11 protein-coding genes are annotated in these 18093 nt (G+C 54.9%); 10 read left to right on the top strand and 1 reads right to left on the bottom strand.

Annotated elements, in window-relative coordinates:
- Nucleotides 1–106: 106 nt before the first annotated feature.
- From SK3146_RS10725 to SK3146_RS10690, 8 genes are all read left to right on the top strand, one after another.
- A complete protein-coding gene (locus SK3146_RS10725; RefSeq protein WP_249865066.1) occupies nucleotides 107–1378 on the top strand; it encodes an ABC transporter substrate-binding protein in 1272 nt (423 codons plus the stop codon).
- Nucleotides 1379–1444: 66 nt separating this feature from the next.
- Nucleotides 1445–2347 carry a carbohydrate ABC transporter permease gene (locus SK3146_RS10720; RefSeq protein ID WP_249865065.1) on the top strand — a complete coding sequence of 301 codons (903 nt, stop codon included), beginning with the start codon at nucleotides 1445–1447 and terminating at the stop codon, nucleotides 2345–2347.
- Entirely contained in the window at nucleotides 2344–3177 is an 834-nt protein-coding gene (locus tag SK3146_RS10715; protein ID WP_249865064.1) for a carbohydrate ABC transporter permease, read from the top strand. Before SK3146_RS10720 ends, SK3146_RS10715 begins: the two co-directional genes overlap by 4 nt.
- A gap of 48 nt (nucleotides 3178–3225) precedes the next feature.
- Nucleotides 3226–4929: a cache domain-containing sensor histidine kinase gene (locus tag SK3146_RS10710; RefSeq protein ID WP_249865063.1), complete on the top strand. Its 1704-nt coding sequence runs from the start codon at nucleotides 3226–3228 to the stop codon at nucleotides 4927–4929.
- Between the two features lie 3 nt (nucleotides 4930–4932).
- The gene (locus SK3146_RS10705; protein ID WP_249865062.1) at nucleotides 4933–6546 is read left to right on the top strand and encodes a response regulator transcription factor; all 1614 of its coding nucleotides are present in this window, start codon (nucleotides 4933–4935) and stop codon (nucleotides 6544–6546) included.
- Entirely contained in the window at nucleotides 6543–7859 is a 1317-nt protein-coding gene (locus SK3146_RS10700) for an ABC transporter substrate-binding protein (protein ID WP_249865061.1), read from the top strand. The genes SK3146_RS10705 and SK3146_RS10700 overlap by 4 nt, the downstream gene beginning before the upstream one ends.
- Nucleotides 7860–7921: 62 nt before the next feature.
- The gene (locus tag SK3146_RS10695) at nucleotides 7922–8419 is read left to right on the top strand and encodes a DinB family protein (protein WP_249865060.1); all 498 of its coding nucleotides are present in this window, start codon (nucleotides 7922–7924) and stop codon (nucleotides 8417–8419) included.
- A gap of 262 nt (nucleotides 8420–8681) precedes the next feature.
- Entirely contained in the window at nucleotides 8682–14636 is a 5955-nt protein-coding gene (locus SK3146_RS10690; RefSeq protein WP_249865059.1) for a cadherin-like beta sandwich domain-containing protein, read from the top strand.
- A gap of 117 nt (nucleotides 14637–14753) precedes the next feature.
- Here the strand turns inward: SK3146_RS10690 and SK3146_RS10685 are convergent, their stop codons facing one another.
- Nucleotides 14754–15923, bottom strand: a complete 1170-nt coding sequence (locus SK3146_RS10685; RefSeq protein WP_249865058.1) for an oligogalacturonate lyase family protein — start codon at nucleotides 15921–15923, stop codon at nucleotides 14754–14756.
- A gap of 226 nt (nucleotides 15924–16149) precedes the next feature.
- Between SK3146_RS10685 and SK3146_RS10680 the strand changes: the two genes are divergently transcribed.
- A complete protein-coding gene (locus tag SK3146_RS10680; RefSeq protein WP_375295548.1) occupies nucleotides 16150–17028 on the top strand; it encodes a carbohydrate ABC transporter permease in 879 nt (292 codons plus the stop codon).
- A gap of 161 nt (nucleotides 17029–17189) precedes the next feature.
- Nucleotides 17190–18068, top strand: a complete 879-nt coding sequence (locus SK3146_RS10675) for a carbohydrate ABC transporter permease (RefSeq protein ID WP_249866259.1) — start codon at nucleotides 17190–17192, stop codon at nucleotides 18066–18068.
- The last annotated feature ends 25 nt before the right edge of the window (nucleotides 18069–18093 follow it).

Below are 18093 nucleotides of genomic sequence, written 5' to 3'. Positions count from 1 at the left end.
ATTGTTCCCCCAAATCGGATGATTGCTCCGTGTTAGCGATCCGCCAAAACGGTTATAATCCATTTTGTAAGCGATTGCACATACTATGAAGGGGGCAGTACAAGCTATGAAAAAATGGACGGCAACAGCGCTGCTGGCTTGTCTGGTTGTAAGCGGATGCGGCAATGCGGAGGATCAGGGCGCTTCCGGAGCCGGCAAGGACGGGAAGAAGCCGGTGGAAATTACTTTTACCATCTTCGACGACGGCCTGGGGGTCGACAAGAAGCTGGTCGATGCGTATAACCAATCGCAAAACGAGGTGAAGGTGACCTATAAGCCGGTTCCGAACTCCGAATACAAGGACCGCTTGACGACGTGGCTGGCGGCGAGCGACGATTCGCTGGACGTGATCGGGCTGGACATCGTCTGGATCAGCGAGTTTGCCAAGGCCGGCTGGATTCAGCCGCTTGACCCGTTGATGGACGACGCCTTCAAGACCAAGGCGACAACCGGGCTGTTGAAAGGGCCGTCGGAAGCGATGAATGTGAACGGCGCTTGGTATGCTCTCCCGTGGAACTCCACGGCGGGAATGCTGTATTATCGCAAAGATATTTTGGAGAAAGAAGGTCTGAGGCCGCCGCAAACATGGGATGAGCTGTACGATCAGGCCAAGCAGCTCGGTCAAAAATACAAGATGAACGGATATGTAGGCCAGTTCAAGCAGCATGAAGCGATCGTCACCAATGCGCTGGAGATTATGGAATCCTACAACGGCCATTTCCTGGACGGGAGCGGCAAGGTTGTCGTGAATTCGCCCGAGAACCTCAAAGCGCTGCAGATGATGCTGAAGCTTAAGGATGTTATGCCGGCAGGGGTAAATACGTATGTGGAAAAAGAAAGCCAGGAAGCGTTCCTGAACGGAAACGCCGTATTCTTGCGATCCTGGAACAGCGCATGGCCGCTCGTAGAGAAGGAGGGCAGCGCGGTGAAGGGGAAAGTGGACGTTGCTCCGCTGCCTAAGGGCGATAACGGCAAGCCGGCTTCTACACTGGGGGGCTGGAATCTGGGGATTACCAAAACCTCCAAGCATCCGAAGGAATCGTTCGAATTTATGAAGTGGCTGATGGACGCCAAGCAGCAGAAGGTGAAAGCGATGGAAGGCGGCCGTCTTCCGACGGACGTTACGTTGTACCAGGATCAGGAGATCATTTCCCAGAATCCTTCGTTCATCCCGTTCTATCAAGTGCTGATTAACGGCGTGTCCCGTCCTAAGTCGGCCAATTACGGCAAGGTGAGCGAAACGATTCAACAGGAGCTGTCCCTTGCATTTAACAATAAAAAAACGCCGGAGCAGGCGCTTGCCGATATGCAGAAGAAGCTGGAAGAAATTCAGAAATAGCATTTATGAACTATCCCCTCTGCCTGATAGCAGGGGGGACATCTTTGGCAAGAAAGAGATGATAGGATGAAAGCCTCGTTAACTCATTTGGAGAGGAAAAAAGCATTATGGGGCTGCGTATTCGTAGCTCCGGCGATCATACTGATTTTGCTCGTTGCGGTATACCCCTTAGTGCAGACGGTAAAACTTAGCTTTTACGAATATTCGCTGCTCGCCGTTCAAGATCAGAAATTTATCGGTTTGAAAAATTACGATACGCTCGTTCACGATACCCGGTTTTGGAATTCGCTTCTCAATACATGCCTGTTTTCTCTGGCCAGCGTATTTTGCGAGCTGGTGCTCGGTCTAATATTGGCGCTTATCATGAATTTGCCGTTTCGTTATATCGGAGTCGTCCGGGCGGCGGCATTAGTGCCGTGGGCGATCCCATCCGTAGTTTCGGCGACGATGTGGCTGTGGCTGTATAACGATCAGTGGGGCTTTATCAATATCTTTTTGGAGAAGATCGGAGTGATCAGCCAGTTTCACGCGTGGCTCTCGAATACGGACAGCGCGCTTGGCGCGGTAATTATATCCGACGTTTGGAAGACGACTCCGTTTATGGCGCTGCTCATCTTGGCCGGGCTTCAAATGATTCCCAAAGATATGTACGAGTCCGCTTTCGTAGACGGGGCCTCGCGGTTTCGTCAATTTATGGCGGTCACGCTGCCTATGATCAAGCCGACCATCCTTGTCGCCGTTCTGTTCCGGACGCTCGACAGCTTCCGCGTTTTCGATTTGATCTACGTCATGACGATGGGCGGGCCGGGGAATGCGACGGAAGTCACCAGCTTGTACGCCTACAAGACGTTATTCAAAAATTTAGATTTCGGATACGGATCGACGATCGCCGTATCGATTCTTATTGTGATCGCGCTCATCAGCAGCGTGTACATTTGGACTTTATCGGAAAAAGAGGGACGGACATGAAGACTAACATTTGGGGAAGATCAGCTTTATTCGCCGTTGTCGCCGCAGCCGTTCTCATTACGGTTTTTCCGTTCTATTGGATTACGAACGCTTCATTTCATAATGAACGGCTGCTGTATAACGTTAACGATATCCATTGGTTCCCGGATTTCACCTATTGGACGAATTATATCGATATTTTTCAAAAAAGAAATTTTTTGCGAAATATGCTGAACAGCTTTATGGTAGCGAGCATGAGCATGCTGATCGCGCTTGCCGTCTCCTCCATAGCGTCCTATGCGCTTGCCAGAATCAAATTTCCGGGGGCCAAATTCGTGCTTTATTTTGTGCTCGCCATCTCGATGTTTCCGGCAATGGTCATCATTTCGCCGCTTTATTTTTTGCTTCAGAAGCTTGGCTTGATGAACTCTTACGCGGCGCTGATTTTGCCGTATATCGCGTTTACGCTGCCGTTTTCGCTGTGGAATTTGACGACCTTTTTCCGGAAGCTTCCGAAAGAGCTGGACGAATCGGCCGAGGTGGACGGCAGCACGCCGTTCCAAACCTTCTATAAAATACTGCTGCCGCTCGTCGCTCCCGGCATGTTTACGACGGCGATTCTTGTGTTTATATCGGCGTGGAACGAATTTTTGTTTGCCGTTACGTTTATTTCCAAAGACGCGTTCAAAACGATGCCGGTCGCGATTGTCGGGATGCCGTCCGATTACGACGTGCCGTGGGGGCAAATTTCCGCCGCTTCCTTCATTTCTACAATTCCGCTCGTCATCATGGTTTTGCTGTTCCAAAAGAGAATTATTTCCGGATTGACTTCGGGAGCCGTAAAGGGATAGACTTTGGACATACAGCATTGCATATGACATCCGGGCGTGGAGGTTCGCGTGAAAATTCGCGTAAGGTTAATTTTGTCTTTTCTCGGCATGGCGATCGTGCCGCTAAGCGTTGTAAACGTATTTGTTTATCATAAATTCGCCGGCAGCAGCGAGAGTCAGGCGACGGCTTCCGCCCAGGCGTCGCTGCGGCAAATCGGCAGCAATGTAGATACTTATATGAAGGATATGGAGTCCATCGCCAAAGTCGTCGTGCTCAACCGCTCCATTTCCGATTGGCTGCATCAGGCTCCGCTGGAGAAGTCCGGGGAAACGGCGGCCAATCTGGAAAAACGGTACAAAGACGATTTGGATATCCGTCATTTTTTAACCGCGCAGAAGGGCAGCCGCCCGTATATTGACGGCATTCATATTCTTTCCATGAACGATCGGTCGCAGCTCTTGGTCCGCTCAGGGACCAATGTCGACCTGAAGCCGGATCTGATCGTCAGACAGCCGTGGTGGCCGGAAGTGCTGCGGGAAGAGACGGCCAGCGTTTTTGTCGCGCCGCATATGGCCGATTATTTTGATTACGGCGTCCCTGTATCCGAGAGCATCGATATGTTCTATCCCATTCCGTATCCTTTGAAAGCGAAGGATAAAGAGTGGGTTTTTGTACATATGTCCGCGGACCTGCTGCTCGGCGAATTTTCCAACGGCATCGGCTTTTCGGGGGAGAAGATCGGCTTGCTCGATAAGGAGGGCAAGGTAATACTCGGCTCCCGGGATGTGCTGGCCCCGTCGCCCGAGAGCCTGATCATCTCTCATGTTTCGCCCGTTACCGGCTGGACGCTGACCGCCAGCATCCCGTATGACCAGCTGTACCGGTCCACCCGGGAGACGCGCGACGTCACGCTCGCCATTACGGCGATCGCTTGCTTGCTGGGGCTGGCGCTTGCCGTCGCCCTCTCCAAACATGTGCTGAAACCGCTTCAGCTGTTAAGCCACTCGATTCGTCACATTCAAACCGGCTTTTTTCAATCGCGGGTCAAGGTGCTGGCCAATGATGAAATCGGCGAGCTCAGCAGCTCCTATAATGAAATGCTGAACACGCTGGAATCGCTGCTCAAGCGGGTTCAGGAAGAGGAGCGCGCCAAAAAGGACGCCCAATTGAAAGCGCTGCAGTATCAAATTAATCCGCATTTTTTGTACAATACGCTGAACTCGGTTCAGTGGCTCGCCGTCCTGCACGGCGTCCCCCAAATTAAAGAGCTGATTACTTCGTTAATCAAGCTGCTGCAATCGAGCTTAGGCAAGAAGGGGCCTTTCCAGACGCTGTCCGAAGAGCTTGAAGAGCTGCGCCATTATATTTCCATTCAGCAGTACAGGTTCGGGCCCGAATTATCCGTTGCCTTCGACACGGACGCGGATACGGAGCATTGCATCGTTCCGCGAATGATTCTGCAGCCGCTGGTGGAAAACAGCATTTTTCACGGGCTGGAAGACGGAATCGGGCATATATGGATACAAGCTCGCAGGGAAGGGCAGACGCTGATGGTATCCGTTATGGATGACGGAGTCGGAATGACGCCCGAAGCTATCGAAGGCTTGCTGGCCAAGGACGATGCATTCCCCGGAAAATTCAGCGGCATCGGCATTCATAATGTGGCGGAGAAAATCAAGCGGCTGTTCGGAAGTCCTTATGGAATCAGCATTATGAGCGAGATCGGGCAAGGAACGAAGATTATCATCCATTTGCCCGTAAAGGAGGGATGAGGAATGTGGAAGGTTATTATCGTGGACGATGAAGTGCTTGTGCGCCGGGGGCTTTCTTTGACCATCCCCTGGTCCAAATACGATATGCAGGTGGTCGGCGACTACTCCAACGGCGCGAAAGCGCTGGAAGCTATGGCCTATCTTCAGCCCGACGTCGTCATCACGGATATCCGCATGCCGCATATGGACGGTCTGACCTTTCTCAAAAAGATCCGCGAGTCTTATCCGGAAACGGTATCGGTCATTTTAAGCTGTCATGACGATTTTGCCTATGCCAAAGAGGCGATTCACTTAGGGGCGGTCAATTATTTATTGAAAACGTCGATGGACGAAACGGAAGTGGATCTTGCTTTAAGCAAAGTACGGCAAAGCCTGGAAAAGCGGAAAAGCGTGGACGCGCTGCTGCGGCAGGCCGAACAGGTCCGCAGCCTGGAAAGGCAGGCCGGGCTGCGCGCCGCATTCAAAAGCGACCTGCCGTCCGCGTCAGCCGCCGCAATAAGCGGGCGTTCTGCCGGCGATTCGGGCTGCTTCCTGCTGCTTATGGCGAAGCCCGTACATTCGGCGGGAAGCGGCGCGCTGTTCGCGGGCTGCCGTCAGCTTGAGCAGCTGTACGGCCGCGAGAGCGATTGGTACGGCGCCTTGGATGAGGAAGGCTGCCTGCTGACCGTGCTGAAGTATTCCGGAACGCCGTCTTCGTTGGAAATACAGCGGACGGGGCACATATGGTCGGGCCGTCTGCTTCAGCTGTTCGATTGCGGCAGGGAGGAGCTGTACGTCGGCGTATCGGCCCCGTTCGTATCGTTGGCGACGGCCCGGCAAGCATTGGAAGAAGCGGGCCGGGGCGCGGAAGCTTTCTTTTACGACGAGGGAGAAAGGAGCTTTTATACCGGTGAAGCGCCGTACGCCGCAGCGGAGGACAGAGGCGCAATGAGTGGCGCAATGTTTACCGCCGACCGCCGCCAGCAGTTTCTTGAGGCGCTTCGAACACGCTCGCCGCAAAAGGTAAGAGCGGAGCTCCAACAGTTATCCGCTCTATGGAAGCCCGGCGTGTCGTCCGCTTCCGTCAAGGAGATGGCGGCCGCCATGATCGACATGATCCGGCTGGAATGCGGCGATCCGCAATCTTCCCCTATGGGAGCGGCCATTTCCGAGCTGCGGGGGATGAGCAAGCGGTCCGAGCTGGTTAGCCGGATCGGGCGCGAAATCGACGCATGGGAACAGCGGGTGCAAGCTTCCGGCGGCTTCTCGCTGCGTCCGGAAATTCAGAAGGCCGTCCAATATATTCAGCGGCATTTGCAAGAAGAATTGAAGATGCAGGATGTAGCCGAGCATGTGGAGCTCAGCCGGAGCCATTTCAGCGCCTTGTTCAAGCAAGCATTGGACAAGACCTTTTTGGAATACGTGATGGAAAAAAGAATGGAACGGGCGATGGAGCTCATAAGAGAAGGCCGTAAAAAAATGTATGAAGTTGCCTACGAGGTGGGATTTTCCGACTATAAATATTTTACGCGCTGCTTCAAGGAGCACACGGGAGCGACTCCGAAGGAATGGCGGGAGCGGCTTGCTTATGAAGCTATGGCCGGTTCGGCTCAAGAAACGGAGGTAAGGCAAGGATGAGGTTAAGGCGCCGGCTTTACGTACGATTCGGTTTCGCCGCCGCTTTGTCGCTTCTGCTGCTGGCGGCAGCGACCGCCTGCGAATCCCGGGGCAGGCCGGAAGCTTCGCCTGCACCGGAGCAAGTGACGACGATTGCCTTTTCCGCGCCGGAGACGGGGACGGGAACCGCGCAAAGACTGGCGGAAGACTTTATGCGGCTTCATCCGGAGATTAGAGTGAACATTACGCAATTGCCGCCGGTTTCTTCCATGCATGACGAGTATGTGAATAAGCTGGTAAGCGGCGATAAAGATATCGACTTGTTCGCGATGGACGTCATTTGGATTAAGGAATTCGCTTCCGCCGGATGGCTGGCCCCGTTAACCCCTTATTTCAGTCAAGACGATCTGAAGGATATTAGCGATATTCCGCTTGAAAGCGTCTATTCGCAAGGAACGATGTACGCCCTTCCGTGGTATGCCGATATGGGGATGCTGTTTTACCGCAAAGATTTGCTGGAACAAATCGGGCAACCGCCGCCGCGAACTTGGTCGGAGCTGATAGAACAGTCCAAGCTGCTGCAGCAAAAAGGCCTTGCAGAATATGGATATTTATTCCAGGGAAATGCATATGAGGGCTTGACGCTCAACTTCTTGGAACAAGTGTGGAATAACGGCGGGGATATTGTTGAAAACGCGGGCCGTTGGACATTGGACGATCCCGAAGCTGTGGAAGCGCTGGCGTTTATGCAGCGGCTCTTGAAGGAAGGGATTTCCCCGCCAAGAGTGCTGAGCTTAAAGGAAACGGAGTCCAGAGAATGGTTTTTGCAAGGGAAGTCGGCTTTTCTGCGCAGCGGTCCTATCGTATGGGGCTTGGCGAAAAACGGGAATTATCCCGTTCAAGGCAAAATCGGCATTGCGCCGCTGCCCGTCGGGCCGCGCGGAACGCTGGGCGGAGCGGGACTGGGAGGGTTCAGCATCGGTATGAACGCCCATATTACGGAGCCGCGCCGATTGGCGGCCATTCAATTTCTTAAATTTTTGATTGGCGAAGAGGCTCAGAAGCAAATTGCCATGAACGATTCCAGAATGCCTGCGGCCAATCGGCCGTATCATGATCCCGATGTCCTAGCGTTTAATCCGTACTATCCCGAAATAGAATCCGTACTGAAGCACGCGCGCTTTCGGCCGAGGGTGGCGCAGTATTCGGAAATTTCGTCCGTTTTGCAGATCGGGCTGCATGACGCTTTGGCGGAGGAGCGCAAGCCGGACGAAGTCATTCAAGCATTGAACCGCATCTTGGGGCAGCTGCCGGCGAATAATGACGGCGAATAACGCATTGATGAATGGCAATGTTCCGCGCAATGAAGCGATAACGTCCAAGGAGTGTGATCCCTATGAGCGAACGCGATGTGATCGAGGCGTACAAACAATATTTATCCGGTTATTCGCTTCAGCAGCTAAGGTATCAACCGGCGGAAGGAGGCTGGTCCCTATCGCAGATGTACAATCATTTGATCTTGGCCGCATTGGATTATCTGGATCAAGCGGCGGTTTGCACCGCTGTGGCGGAGCAGACGCTCGGGAAGACCGAAGCGGGCGAGCAGGTGTTCCGAAACGGAGGCTTTCCTCCGGTGAAGATCAAGCTGCCGGACGGTCCCGCAAACTCGCCGAGCAATTCGGACAGTAAAGAGGAATTGCTGCGCGGGCTTGAGCAGGTTCAGCGGAGAATGGCGGAATGGGTAATAAAGCTGGATGAGACGAACCCGGATTGTAAAGTCAAGCACGGCGGATTCGGATGGTTGAATGCGAGGGAGTGGTACAGTCTCGTTGACATGCATTTCCGTCATCATCTGCGCCAGAAGAGCGAATTGGACCGAAAGCTCGGGCTCTGAGCATACCGTTGCGGCGCAAGAGCAGCTTCATCAATGATCAGTGTAGCTCTCCAAGGCGTTTTCGGCCTTTGAGGGCTTTTTTGATTTGTATCGTAATATAACGACATTTTTTCATGATGCATCGACACTGGACATTTGCAATTTATGTTAATGTAAAAGCATATGAGAGTTGGGGGTGAGCGACGGCTGTAGCAGAAACAAGTACGGTTCTGGCTTGGTATGAAAACGGTAACAAAAGTGATTTTGGAGGAGTGTCCTACTATTGAAAAAGACGTTGAACAAGGCTCTGTCTATCTTATTGGTGTTCACTTTTATTATTGGTCTGTTCTTTGTACCTCAACAGGCCGCTCATGCGGCATCAGCCAAGGTTGACGTTGTGCCGGGGACGCTCGAGACGGGCGCCGGCGGCAATGTGAAGGTAAGCTCGGAAAATAGCACTAAAAAAGCGGCGTTTGCGGCCGCTCATAACGGAAAAGACTACTGGCAATTCGGCGGAAACGCGACAGCGGTGTTTCCGGCTGACGGGACCGGTTCGCTCTGGATAGCCGTCGATTTGGGAGGGGAGAAGACGTTTGACGAAGTCAGCTTCGATATTCCCGCCGGCTTTTCCAACGTGAAAACCCGGATATCGGATTATGAAGTGCTCTATACGTCGGCCGATAACGCTTGGGCTTCGCTTCCTGGGACGTCGAACTCGGGACTGACCGCTTATACGTGGAGCGCTGACTGGTCGCTTGCCAAGCAAATCGGTGTTCCGGCGAGCGATGCGGGAGATCCGAACTGGAATTCATCGATTCCCAGCAATGACAACAAATCTACATGGACGGCTGCAACCACCGGAACATTCACGGCTCCTGTGACGGCGCGCTACGTGATGATCCATTTCACGGTTATTCCCGGCAATCCGGGCGCTATCGGCATGTCGAATTTGAAAATTTTGAACACTGCGACGGACGATTCTCCCGCTTTTGCCGATACGTACTTGAACGATCCGGGCAGCGGATACGCCATCATCACGCCGAGTTATCCGGGAATGAGTCTTACGATCGGCCGTCCGGCCGTGATCGACGCTCAATCGGCATCCGGCAAGTTTCCTGTTTTCCAAGTTACGAAAGCGGTTGCAGGAACGACAGTTGCCGGAACGCTCATCGCTCCTGACGGTTCGGCGGCTTACAGCTTCCCTCCGACAGCTGCGGATGCGGGCGGCAATGCGGTCATGTCTGTTCCCGATTCCGTCGCGCTAGCGAAGGGAACGTACAGGGCGGCGTTCACGTTGACCAACAGCGGAAATACGCTGTATGACAACTACTATTTTACGGCCATCGACGATTTTGCGAATTACCGATCGATCCCTAACGTTCAAAATTCGAATAATGCCGACGTGGCTAATAAGAGTCCGGATGATTGGGCGGACAGCGCTTATCCGGCAATCCAGATGGACGGCTCCGGCCAACTCACTTATGTGCCGGATTACAAAGGCAATCAGGTGATGGATTACTCGGCGGTCGGTTATAAGGGCGGCGGCACAGCGATTCCGAATGTGCCGGTTCGCGTCAAAGTAGCGCCTCTTGCCGACGATACCCAGGATGCGTGGCAGACGATCCAGGACGCGATCGATTATGTTTCCTTGTATCCCGTCCAGGAAGACGGCTTCCGGGGAGCCGTCTATTTGGAAGCCGGCGTGTTCCGCATCAGCAAGCCGCTGAACGTTAACGTATCCGGCGTCGTCATTCGCGGAGCGGGAGCGGGGACGGTTACGCCCGTTGTCGGAGACGGTACGGCCGGCAATCCGTATGACGAGCAAATCGCCAGCGAGAGCGCCGAGCCCGGAGTGACGAAGCTGATTTCCACATGGAAAATTGCGGAGTCGTATACCCCTCCGGCCAATCACGATACGACGACCGGCAGTCCGTATACGAAAGAATCCGGCAGCACCTTAATCAATTTTACCGGACAAAGCGTAAGCAAGTCCGTATCGACCGATATCACGGATCAGTATGTGGGAGCCGGGCAGTACTCCATCCATGTGGCGAGCCTGGACGGTTTCTCCGTAGGCGATCTGGTCACCGTACAGAAGGCGATCAATGCGAATTGGGTCAAGGCCATGTACATGGACAAAGTGGACGGAGCGAGCAACTGGCTGCCCGGCGGCAATCTGGAGAGCGGATTTGCCGGCACGCCGTTCACGGCGGAGCGTACGATCAAGAGCATCGACGCCGCAACCCGCACGATCACGCTGGCCGAGCCGCTTTCGGATAATCTCGATATGCGCTGGGGCGTCTCCAAAATCGTCAAGACGGCGGAAGGCGGACGCATCAGCAACGTAGGCGCAGAAAACATCCAGGGCATCTCGCATTTCTACAATACGACCAAGCCGTCTTTATCCAGATACGGAGTCAACTTCAAGTCGTATAACGATGAGAACCACGCGGAAGTATTTGTGGCGATGGTCAACGTCCGCGACGGATGGCTGCGCAATTTTACGACATATCATATTGACAGCGCCTTTGTAACGGACGGCAGCTCGCGGAATATTACGGTGCAGGACGGCAGCGTTCTGGACCCTGTGAGCCTTATGAATGCCGGTGAACGCCGTTATTCCATCTATTATAAAAAATCCGCGTTCATGTTTACGCAGCGCGTGTATTCCCGGTATATGCGGCATGCTTTCATCGTAGATTCGTATACTTCCGGCCCTAACGTATTTTACAATAACTCCAGCGAGTACACGTCCAATGCGTCGGAGCCGCATTTCCGCTGGTCGTCCGGCGGATTGTACGACAATGTCGCAGCGCGCATCTACTTGCAAAACCGCTGGGACATGGGGACGTCGCACGGTTGGGCGGGGGTTAACTATATGCTGTATAACTTCACCGGCCCGTTCATAGCGACCCAGCCTCAGCTTTCGCCGAACTATGTAATCGGGCATCAATTCGACAATGCCAGCAACCGTTTGGGATCGGCCACCGATTCATCGACCGGACGGCAAAAACCGGACAAGTCGGATTCGGCGAATATGGCCGCCGCAGGATTGAACGGGGGCAAGGTACCTAACTTTGATGCATATGAATACAGCGTGACGCAAAAGGTGACGCCTGCGGCCGATCATATGCCGGAAAGCCTGTATGTTCAGCAGCTGATCAATAGCCACGGCCCGCAAGCGGCGTCTATCATCGCCGAGAATACCGTTCCGCCGATGGACGATCAATCGAGCGACAAACGGCCCAAGCTCACCGGTCTTCAAGTAGACGGACGGGCCGTATCCGGATTTTCGCCGGATGTGTACAGCTATACGGTGACGCTTCCTCTCGATTACGATTATTCCAAGAAAGCGGAGATTACCGCTCAAGCGGAGCAAGGGGTCCGCGTCGATGTAGCTTATCCGCAAGAGATGAGCGGCGGAACGGCGCTCATTACGCTGACGGATGCCGAAGGCGTGAAAAACTTTTATAATGTTGCGTTTGCCGTCATTCCCAAATCGCCAATCGTCACGGCAAGCGACGAGCAAGTGGATTCGAGCAATTCCAACTATGCGGTCAACGTGCTGAACCCCGGCGATTATGCCGGCACCGGTTCGCTTCGCTGGGCAGCCAGCGGCGCGGCGTGGATTCGCATGTACTTGGGAGAAACGGCGAAGACGGTTCAAGGCGTGCAGATCGGGTTTGTCCAGCATGCGTCGAACCCTCGTACGTATAAGCTGAGAATCGAATATTCAACGGACGGGCAGAACTGGTCGGCCGTTCCGAGCGGTACGGTCGTCAGCGAAACTTCGGCGGCGCCGGTCGCCTGGGAAACGCAGCCGGATACGTACATGAACTCGCTTACGGTGCTTGCGGGAACGCCCGGAGAGAACGTTTTGCAGACGTTTACTTTTGATACGCCCGTACAGGCGCGGTTTATTAGAATCGCCGGCAACGGCAATATGACGGGTTCTTCCAGCAACGCATGGAATAATTATTGGCGTCTGCGCCCTCTGTTCCCGCAGACGGAACCGCCGTATACGCCTCCTGCGGGAGTCGCCGTATCCGGACCGGCATCCTTAAGCCCGAACGGCAGCGCGCGGCTTCAGGCGCAGCTGACGCCAAGCACGGCGACGGTGACGGATGTGATCTGGAAATCCAGCGATCCGGCTGTTGCGGTCGTAGATTCAACCGGCAAAGTAACGGCTGTAGCGGCGGGGCAAGTTACCATTACGGCAACGACGGTCGACGGTGCCTTTGTTTCCTCCGGCATGCTTCAGCAAGCTTCCGGCACGCATGAGATTACGGTCGCTTACAGCGGCAATGCCAAGCTGTCCGGCTTGTCTGTCGATCAAGGCACGCTTTCTCCGGCATTCTCGCCGGCGGAATTCGGTTATACGGTCGATGTGCCGAGCAGCGTGAGCAGCCTCCATCTTTATGTGACCAAGGCCGAGCCGGAGGCGTCGATATCCGTTACCGGAGCCGTATACAGCACGGTAACGGGCGATGTATATGCTTATAAGGCTTCCGGTTTGAAGTTCGGGTCCAACCCGATTGATATTGCGGTTACCGCGCAGGACGGCACGAGCAATTCGTACAGACTGACGGTAAACCGGGCAGCTGCTCTGGGCAGCAATGCGGATTTAAGCTCCTTGGCTTTGTCGAGCGGCAGTCTGACTCCGGCATTCACGCCCGGTACGACGGCTTACGCCGCAGCTGTAGATAACAGCGTATCGAATATTACCGTAACGGCCAGCGTCTATGACAGCCAGGCAACGATGACCGTGAACGGCAACCTGGTTGCAAGCGGTCAAGCGAGTCCAGCCGTCCGGCTGCAGGTCGGCGCCAATCCGGTCACGATCGTAGTGACGGCGCAGGACGGCACGACGAAAATGTATACCGTATCCGTGCAGCGTGCGGCTGCTCTGAGCGGCAACGCGGATTTAAGCTCCTTGACCTTGTCGAGCGGGAGCCTGAGCCCGGCGTTTGCACCCGGTACGACGGCGTATACGGCGAACGTGGACAGCGGCGTATCGAGCCTGACGGTAACGGCTGCGGTAAGCGACAGCAGCGCCGCAGTGACCGTGAACGGCAAGCCGGTCGCAAGCGGCCAGGCGAGCCAAGCCGTTCCGCTGCAGTTCGGCAGTAATCCGGTGACGATCGCAGTGACGGCGCAGGACGGCACGACGAAGACGTACAACGTAACCGTGACCCGCTTCGTGAAACGCAGCAGCGGCGGCAGTGGAAGCAGCGGCGGCGGTGCAGGTACCGCTCCAGGCGATGCGAAGGTGACGGGAACGGACGGCAAGCTGACGCTTCCGGCAGGTAAGCAGGGAGAAGTCAGCCTGGGCGACGGGATTGTCGTCTCCATTCCGGCCAACGCATCGAACAAGGAATTGAAAATAACGATCGAGAAGGTAACCGACCTGCAAGCGCTGCTTGCGAATCATGAGATTTTGGTCAGCCCGATATTTGAAATTTTGAAAAATATTTCGGAAAACTTCAGCAGCCCGGTCACTCTGACCTTCACATTCGATACGGCCGGTTTGCCGGAGAGCAAGACGGCGGCCGTCTTCTACTACGATGAAGCGAAGAAGGTTTGGGTGGAAGTGGCCGGCGGCAAGATCGACGGAAATAAGATTTCCGTCGAGGTCGATCACTTTACGAAGTTTGCCGTATTCGCCGTAGACACGGCGGCGGAGAAGCCGAATCCGGCTGTCGCCTTAAGCGATATTGCCGGACATTGGGCGGAAGGGAATATTAAGCAGGCGGTGAACCGAGGGATAGTGAGCGGTTATCCGGACGGCACGTTCAAGCCGAACCGCACGGTGACGCGGGCGGAATTCGCCGTCATGCTGATGAACGCGCGGAAGGCGCAGGGAGAAGGAGCGAAGCTCACTTTCACCGATGGCGCGGAGATTGGAGACTGGGCGCAGAAGGCGGTCGCGCAGGCGGTTCAAGCGGGCGTCGTTCAAGGCTATGAAGACGGAAGCTTCCGGCCGAACGCCGAGATTACGCGCGCCGAGATGGCCGTGATGATCGCTAAAGCGGCAAGCCTCAAGATCGAAGCGGATGCGGCAGCCGGCTTTGCCGACGATCAGGACATTCCGGCATGGTCGAAGGGCGCCGTTGCGGCCATGAAGCAGCAAAAGCTGATTGAAGGCCGGGACGGCAACGTATTTGGGCCTGCGGCCTCGGCAACGAGAGCCGAGGCGGTCACCGTACTGCTGAACCTGCTGGCCCAAAGCGGCAAGTAGCAGCGTATGGAATGATCTTGCAAGACATAAGGGTTATTCTCCAGGCAGCCGAATAGGGCTGCTCGGGGAATAACCCTTTTTTTGCCAAACGATATATCGTATTGTCCAGCTACGAGGCTATAACCGCTTGCCTGCCTGTACCTCGGCAAGCGAGGGCAGCTCCTCCACGTCTCCCACTTCGACGAGGTACAGATTTGCGTACCCGCCGCGGTCGGACGTGTACAGCACTTGCTTGGTATCCGCAGTAAAGCGCGGATGCACGTGGGTGGCGGCATTAATCGCCATGCCGCCGTGATACGCCAGGACGCGGGGCTGATCGAAGCCCGCGCCGTTTCTTTTCCACAGCAGCACATGCGGATTCGTCATTGGCTGTCCGTCCCCGACGATCAGCTCCAGGTCGTTGCTGTGAAAATGATGGCTTTGGAACGGGAAGTCAACCTCCGTCTGCTCCGTATTATCATAGCGGATCGAGCCGAAGTAGCCGTCGATTTGCCCGTCCGGCCGCACCTTGCGGCCGTGATAGCCGAGACGGATTCCGTCGGCGAACCAGTACTCGTGGCCGACCGATTTGTCCGGGCCTTGATCCGGCACGACCTTGGACGCTGCGCCGGTGTTCGTATCGAGCAGCCATACGCGATGATCGATCTTGTCCCAGGGACCTTCATGACAGAAGGTAAGCAAGTTCGGCACGGCCGGCGACATATTGACGTGCTTGATCCAATACCGTTCCGAATAGACCGTATCGGCAGCGCCGGTTTCGATATCAATGCGGATCAGCCGCGTCTCGGGATATGCGGCCCACGTTTCGTAGAAGCCCCCCTCGAATTCACGGTGCACCTTGTTTTCGTTGATGGACGCCACGACATATTTGCCGTCGGCGCTGGGCGATCCGGAGCTTAAATAATATCCGTCCGGAGCCGTATACAGCACGCGCTGGCGCAGCGTCTTCAGATTCAGCGCCAGCACCTGGCCGAGGTAAAACATGTACACTTCCTCATTGCCTTCGTGCACATAGGACAGAAGCAGGCGGTCGAAATACCGGTCGTCGTAGGAGGGCTGCGGCAGATCGGTCAATTGCACGATGTGCATCGTATCCATGTGCAGCCGGAACAGATTGCTCGCATTGCCCCGCTGCGATTTGAAGATAATGTCGCCGCGGTAGAACGTTTCGTTCGTAAAGTACAGATGGTTGCTGTGGGCGAAATAATCGGTCAGCTGCACGATGCGTCGCCCGGAAAGCCGATCCCGGTACTCGCGAAATTCCGGATTGAATCTGGTTCCTTGCATATACATCCTCCCCGTCTGTATTATTTCTTGCCTTAGACCTGCACCTCCTGAAGCTTCAGTAAATCATCGGTATCGCCGGCCTCCGTTTTCTTCCCATGATAACCGAGCCTTTCCCCGTCGGCAAGCCAAATTCGTGACCGACCGTCTTGCGCGGCGTCATTTCTAATCGAATTCTAATCTAACGATGCGAAAATGGATTCAGACGAAAGGAGGCGATTCGCTTGTGCTGAGACGTCTACATAATCACGAAGGGATGACGGCGCTATGGTTTCTGCTGCCGAGCCTTGCGGGGTTCGCGGTCTTCTTCGCGATTCCTTTTGCGATGGGTCTGCGCTTCTCGCTGATGGACAGCCCTGTGGACGGGACGTTCGTCGGGCTGGACAACTACCGTGAGCTGCTGGCGAACCCGGTGTTCAGACGGGCGGCCGCCAACACGTTCCTGTTTACCGTTATCTGTGTCCCGCTGAACATGCTGCTGTCCCTGGGGCTGGCGATGGCGCTCAACAGGCCGCTGCCGCTGCGTCAAACGTTCCGCATATCGTTCTTAAGCCCGCTCGTCGTACCGGTAGCGTCCGTGGTGTTAGTCTGGAAGGCACTGTTTGATCAGCATGGCGTTCTGAACGGATGGATCGCCGATTGGGGCTGGAGCCGGGGCGCTTCCCCGAAAGATTGGCTGGAGAGCTCTTCCGCGCTGGGGGTTGTGCTCGTCGTCTACTTGTGGAAAAACATCGGTTACAACATGGTGCTGTTTCTCGCCGGTTTGCAGAACATCCCGGCCGATTATTACGAAGCGGCGTCGGTTGACGGAGCGGGGAAATTCAGGCAGTGGCGGTCGATTACGCTGGTGTATTTAACGCCGACAGCGTTTTTCGTGTTCATCATGTCGATCATCAACTCGTTCAAGGTGTTCAGAGAAACGTACCTGCTGGCCGGAGATTATCCGGACCCGAGCATTTATATGCTGCAGCACTATATGAACAACATGTTCAAATCGCTGGATTATCAAAAGCTGACCTCGGCGGCGTTCCTGATGGCGCTTGTCATCGTCGTGCTGGTCTGGATTCTGTTCCTGACGGAACGGCGTATCGGCAAATCGCTCGGCTAGGCGAAATTTCGGCCGCATATCCGGCCCGACGTTCTGGTCAATAGATAAGGGGGGAACGCTCTATGACAGCAGGCGAGCCGCAACCGGAGCCGGACGCAAGCGCTGTGCGGAAGCATGCTAAATTTCAGCCTCGGGCGGCAGTCCGAAATGCTCGGGTCATTATGGCCCGTGTAGGACGAAGAGCCGGGCAGATCGCACTGGTCGGTCTGCTTACGCTTTTGACGGCGGTGTTTTTATTTCCGATGGTTCTGACGTTAATCCAATCCTTCATGTCGGAAAGCGAGATTACGGATATTTATGCCGCTTTTACAGAGGGCCGGGGCGACGGTGGGGAAGGGAGCGAATTCGTCCGCTTGCAGTGGATTCCGTACCGCGTAACGCTGTCCCAGCTGTATGCAGTGCTGGTAGGGAGGCCGCAATTTTTATTTATGTTCTGGAATTCCGTAAAAATGACGGTACCGATTATTGCCGGCCAAATTCTCGTCGCATCGCTTGCTTCTTATGCGTTCGCGCATTTGCGCTTTCGGTTTCGCGAGCCGCTCTTTTTCATGTATATCGTGACGATGCTGATGCCGTTTCAGGTGACGCTCGTGCCGAATTACATCGTTGCTGACAGACTAGGGCTTCTGGACTCGCATTGGTCCATTATTTTGCCGGGCATATTCAGCGCCTTCGGGGTATTCCTGCTGCGGCAGTTCATGATGTTCGTGCCGGCGAGCTATATCGAGGCGGCGCGAGTGGACGGCGCGAGCCACGCGTACATTTTTGCAAAAATTGTCCTGCCGATGTGCGGGACGGGAGTGGCGGCCCTCTCCATTCTCGTTTTCATCGACAATTGGAACATGGTGGAGCAGCCGCTCATCTTTCTGCAAGAGGCGAGCCGGCAGCCGCTGTCCGTTTACTTGTCGCAGATCGGCGAGGGAGAGCGCGGAATCGCTTTCGCCGCATCGTCGATGTATATGCTGCCGCTGCTGTTAGTGGCGTTGTATGCGGAAAAATATTTGATCGAAGGTATCCAGCTTTCCGGAATCAAAGGGTAAGGGAAGCAAGAGAAAGGGGACATGC

It is taken from the genome of Paenibacillus konkukensis, from assembly GCF_023523925.1.
In the GTDB taxonomy this organism is placed as follows: Bacteria; Bacillota; Bacilli; order Paenibacillales; family NBRC-103111; genus Paenibacillus_S; species Paenibacillus_S doosanensis.
This window is presented reverse-complemented; position numbering and strand designations above follow the sequence as displayed.

Bases quoted from the DNA above. Each gene is read 5' to 3' on its own strand.
- SK3146_RS10715 (WP_249865064.1), top strand. From the start codon at position 2,344: ATGAAGACTAACATTTGGGGAAGATCAGCTTTATTCGCCGTTGTCGCC.
- SK3146_RS10685 (WP_249865058.1), bottom strand. From the start codon at position 15,923: ATGCAAGGAACCAGATTCAATCCGGAATTTCGCGAGTACCGGGATCGG.
- SK3146_RS10725 (WP_249865066.1), top strand. From the start codon at position 107: ATGAAAAAATGGACGGCAACAGCGCTGCTGGCTTGTCTGGTTGTAAGC.
- SK3146_RS10705 (WP_249865062.1), top strand. From the start codon at position 4,933: ATGTGGAAGGTTATTATCGTGGACGATGAAGTGCTTGTGCGCCGGGGG.
- SK3146_RS10720 (WP_249865065.1), top strand. From the start codon at position 1,445: ATGAAAGCCTCGTTAACTCATTTGGAGAGGAAAAAAGCATTATGGGGC.
- SK3146_RS10700 (WP_249865061.1), top strand. From the start codon at position 6,543: ATGAGGTTAAGGCGCCGGCTTTACGTACGATTCGGTTTCGCCGCCGCT.
- SK3146_RS10675 (WP_249866259.1), top strand. From the start codon at position 17,190: ATGGCCCGTGTAGGACGAAGAGCCGGGCAGATCGCACTGGTCGGTCTG.
- SK3146_RS10695 (WP_249865060.1), top strand. From the start codon at position 7,922: ATGAGCGAACGCGATGTGATCGAGGCGTACAAACAATATTTATCCGGT.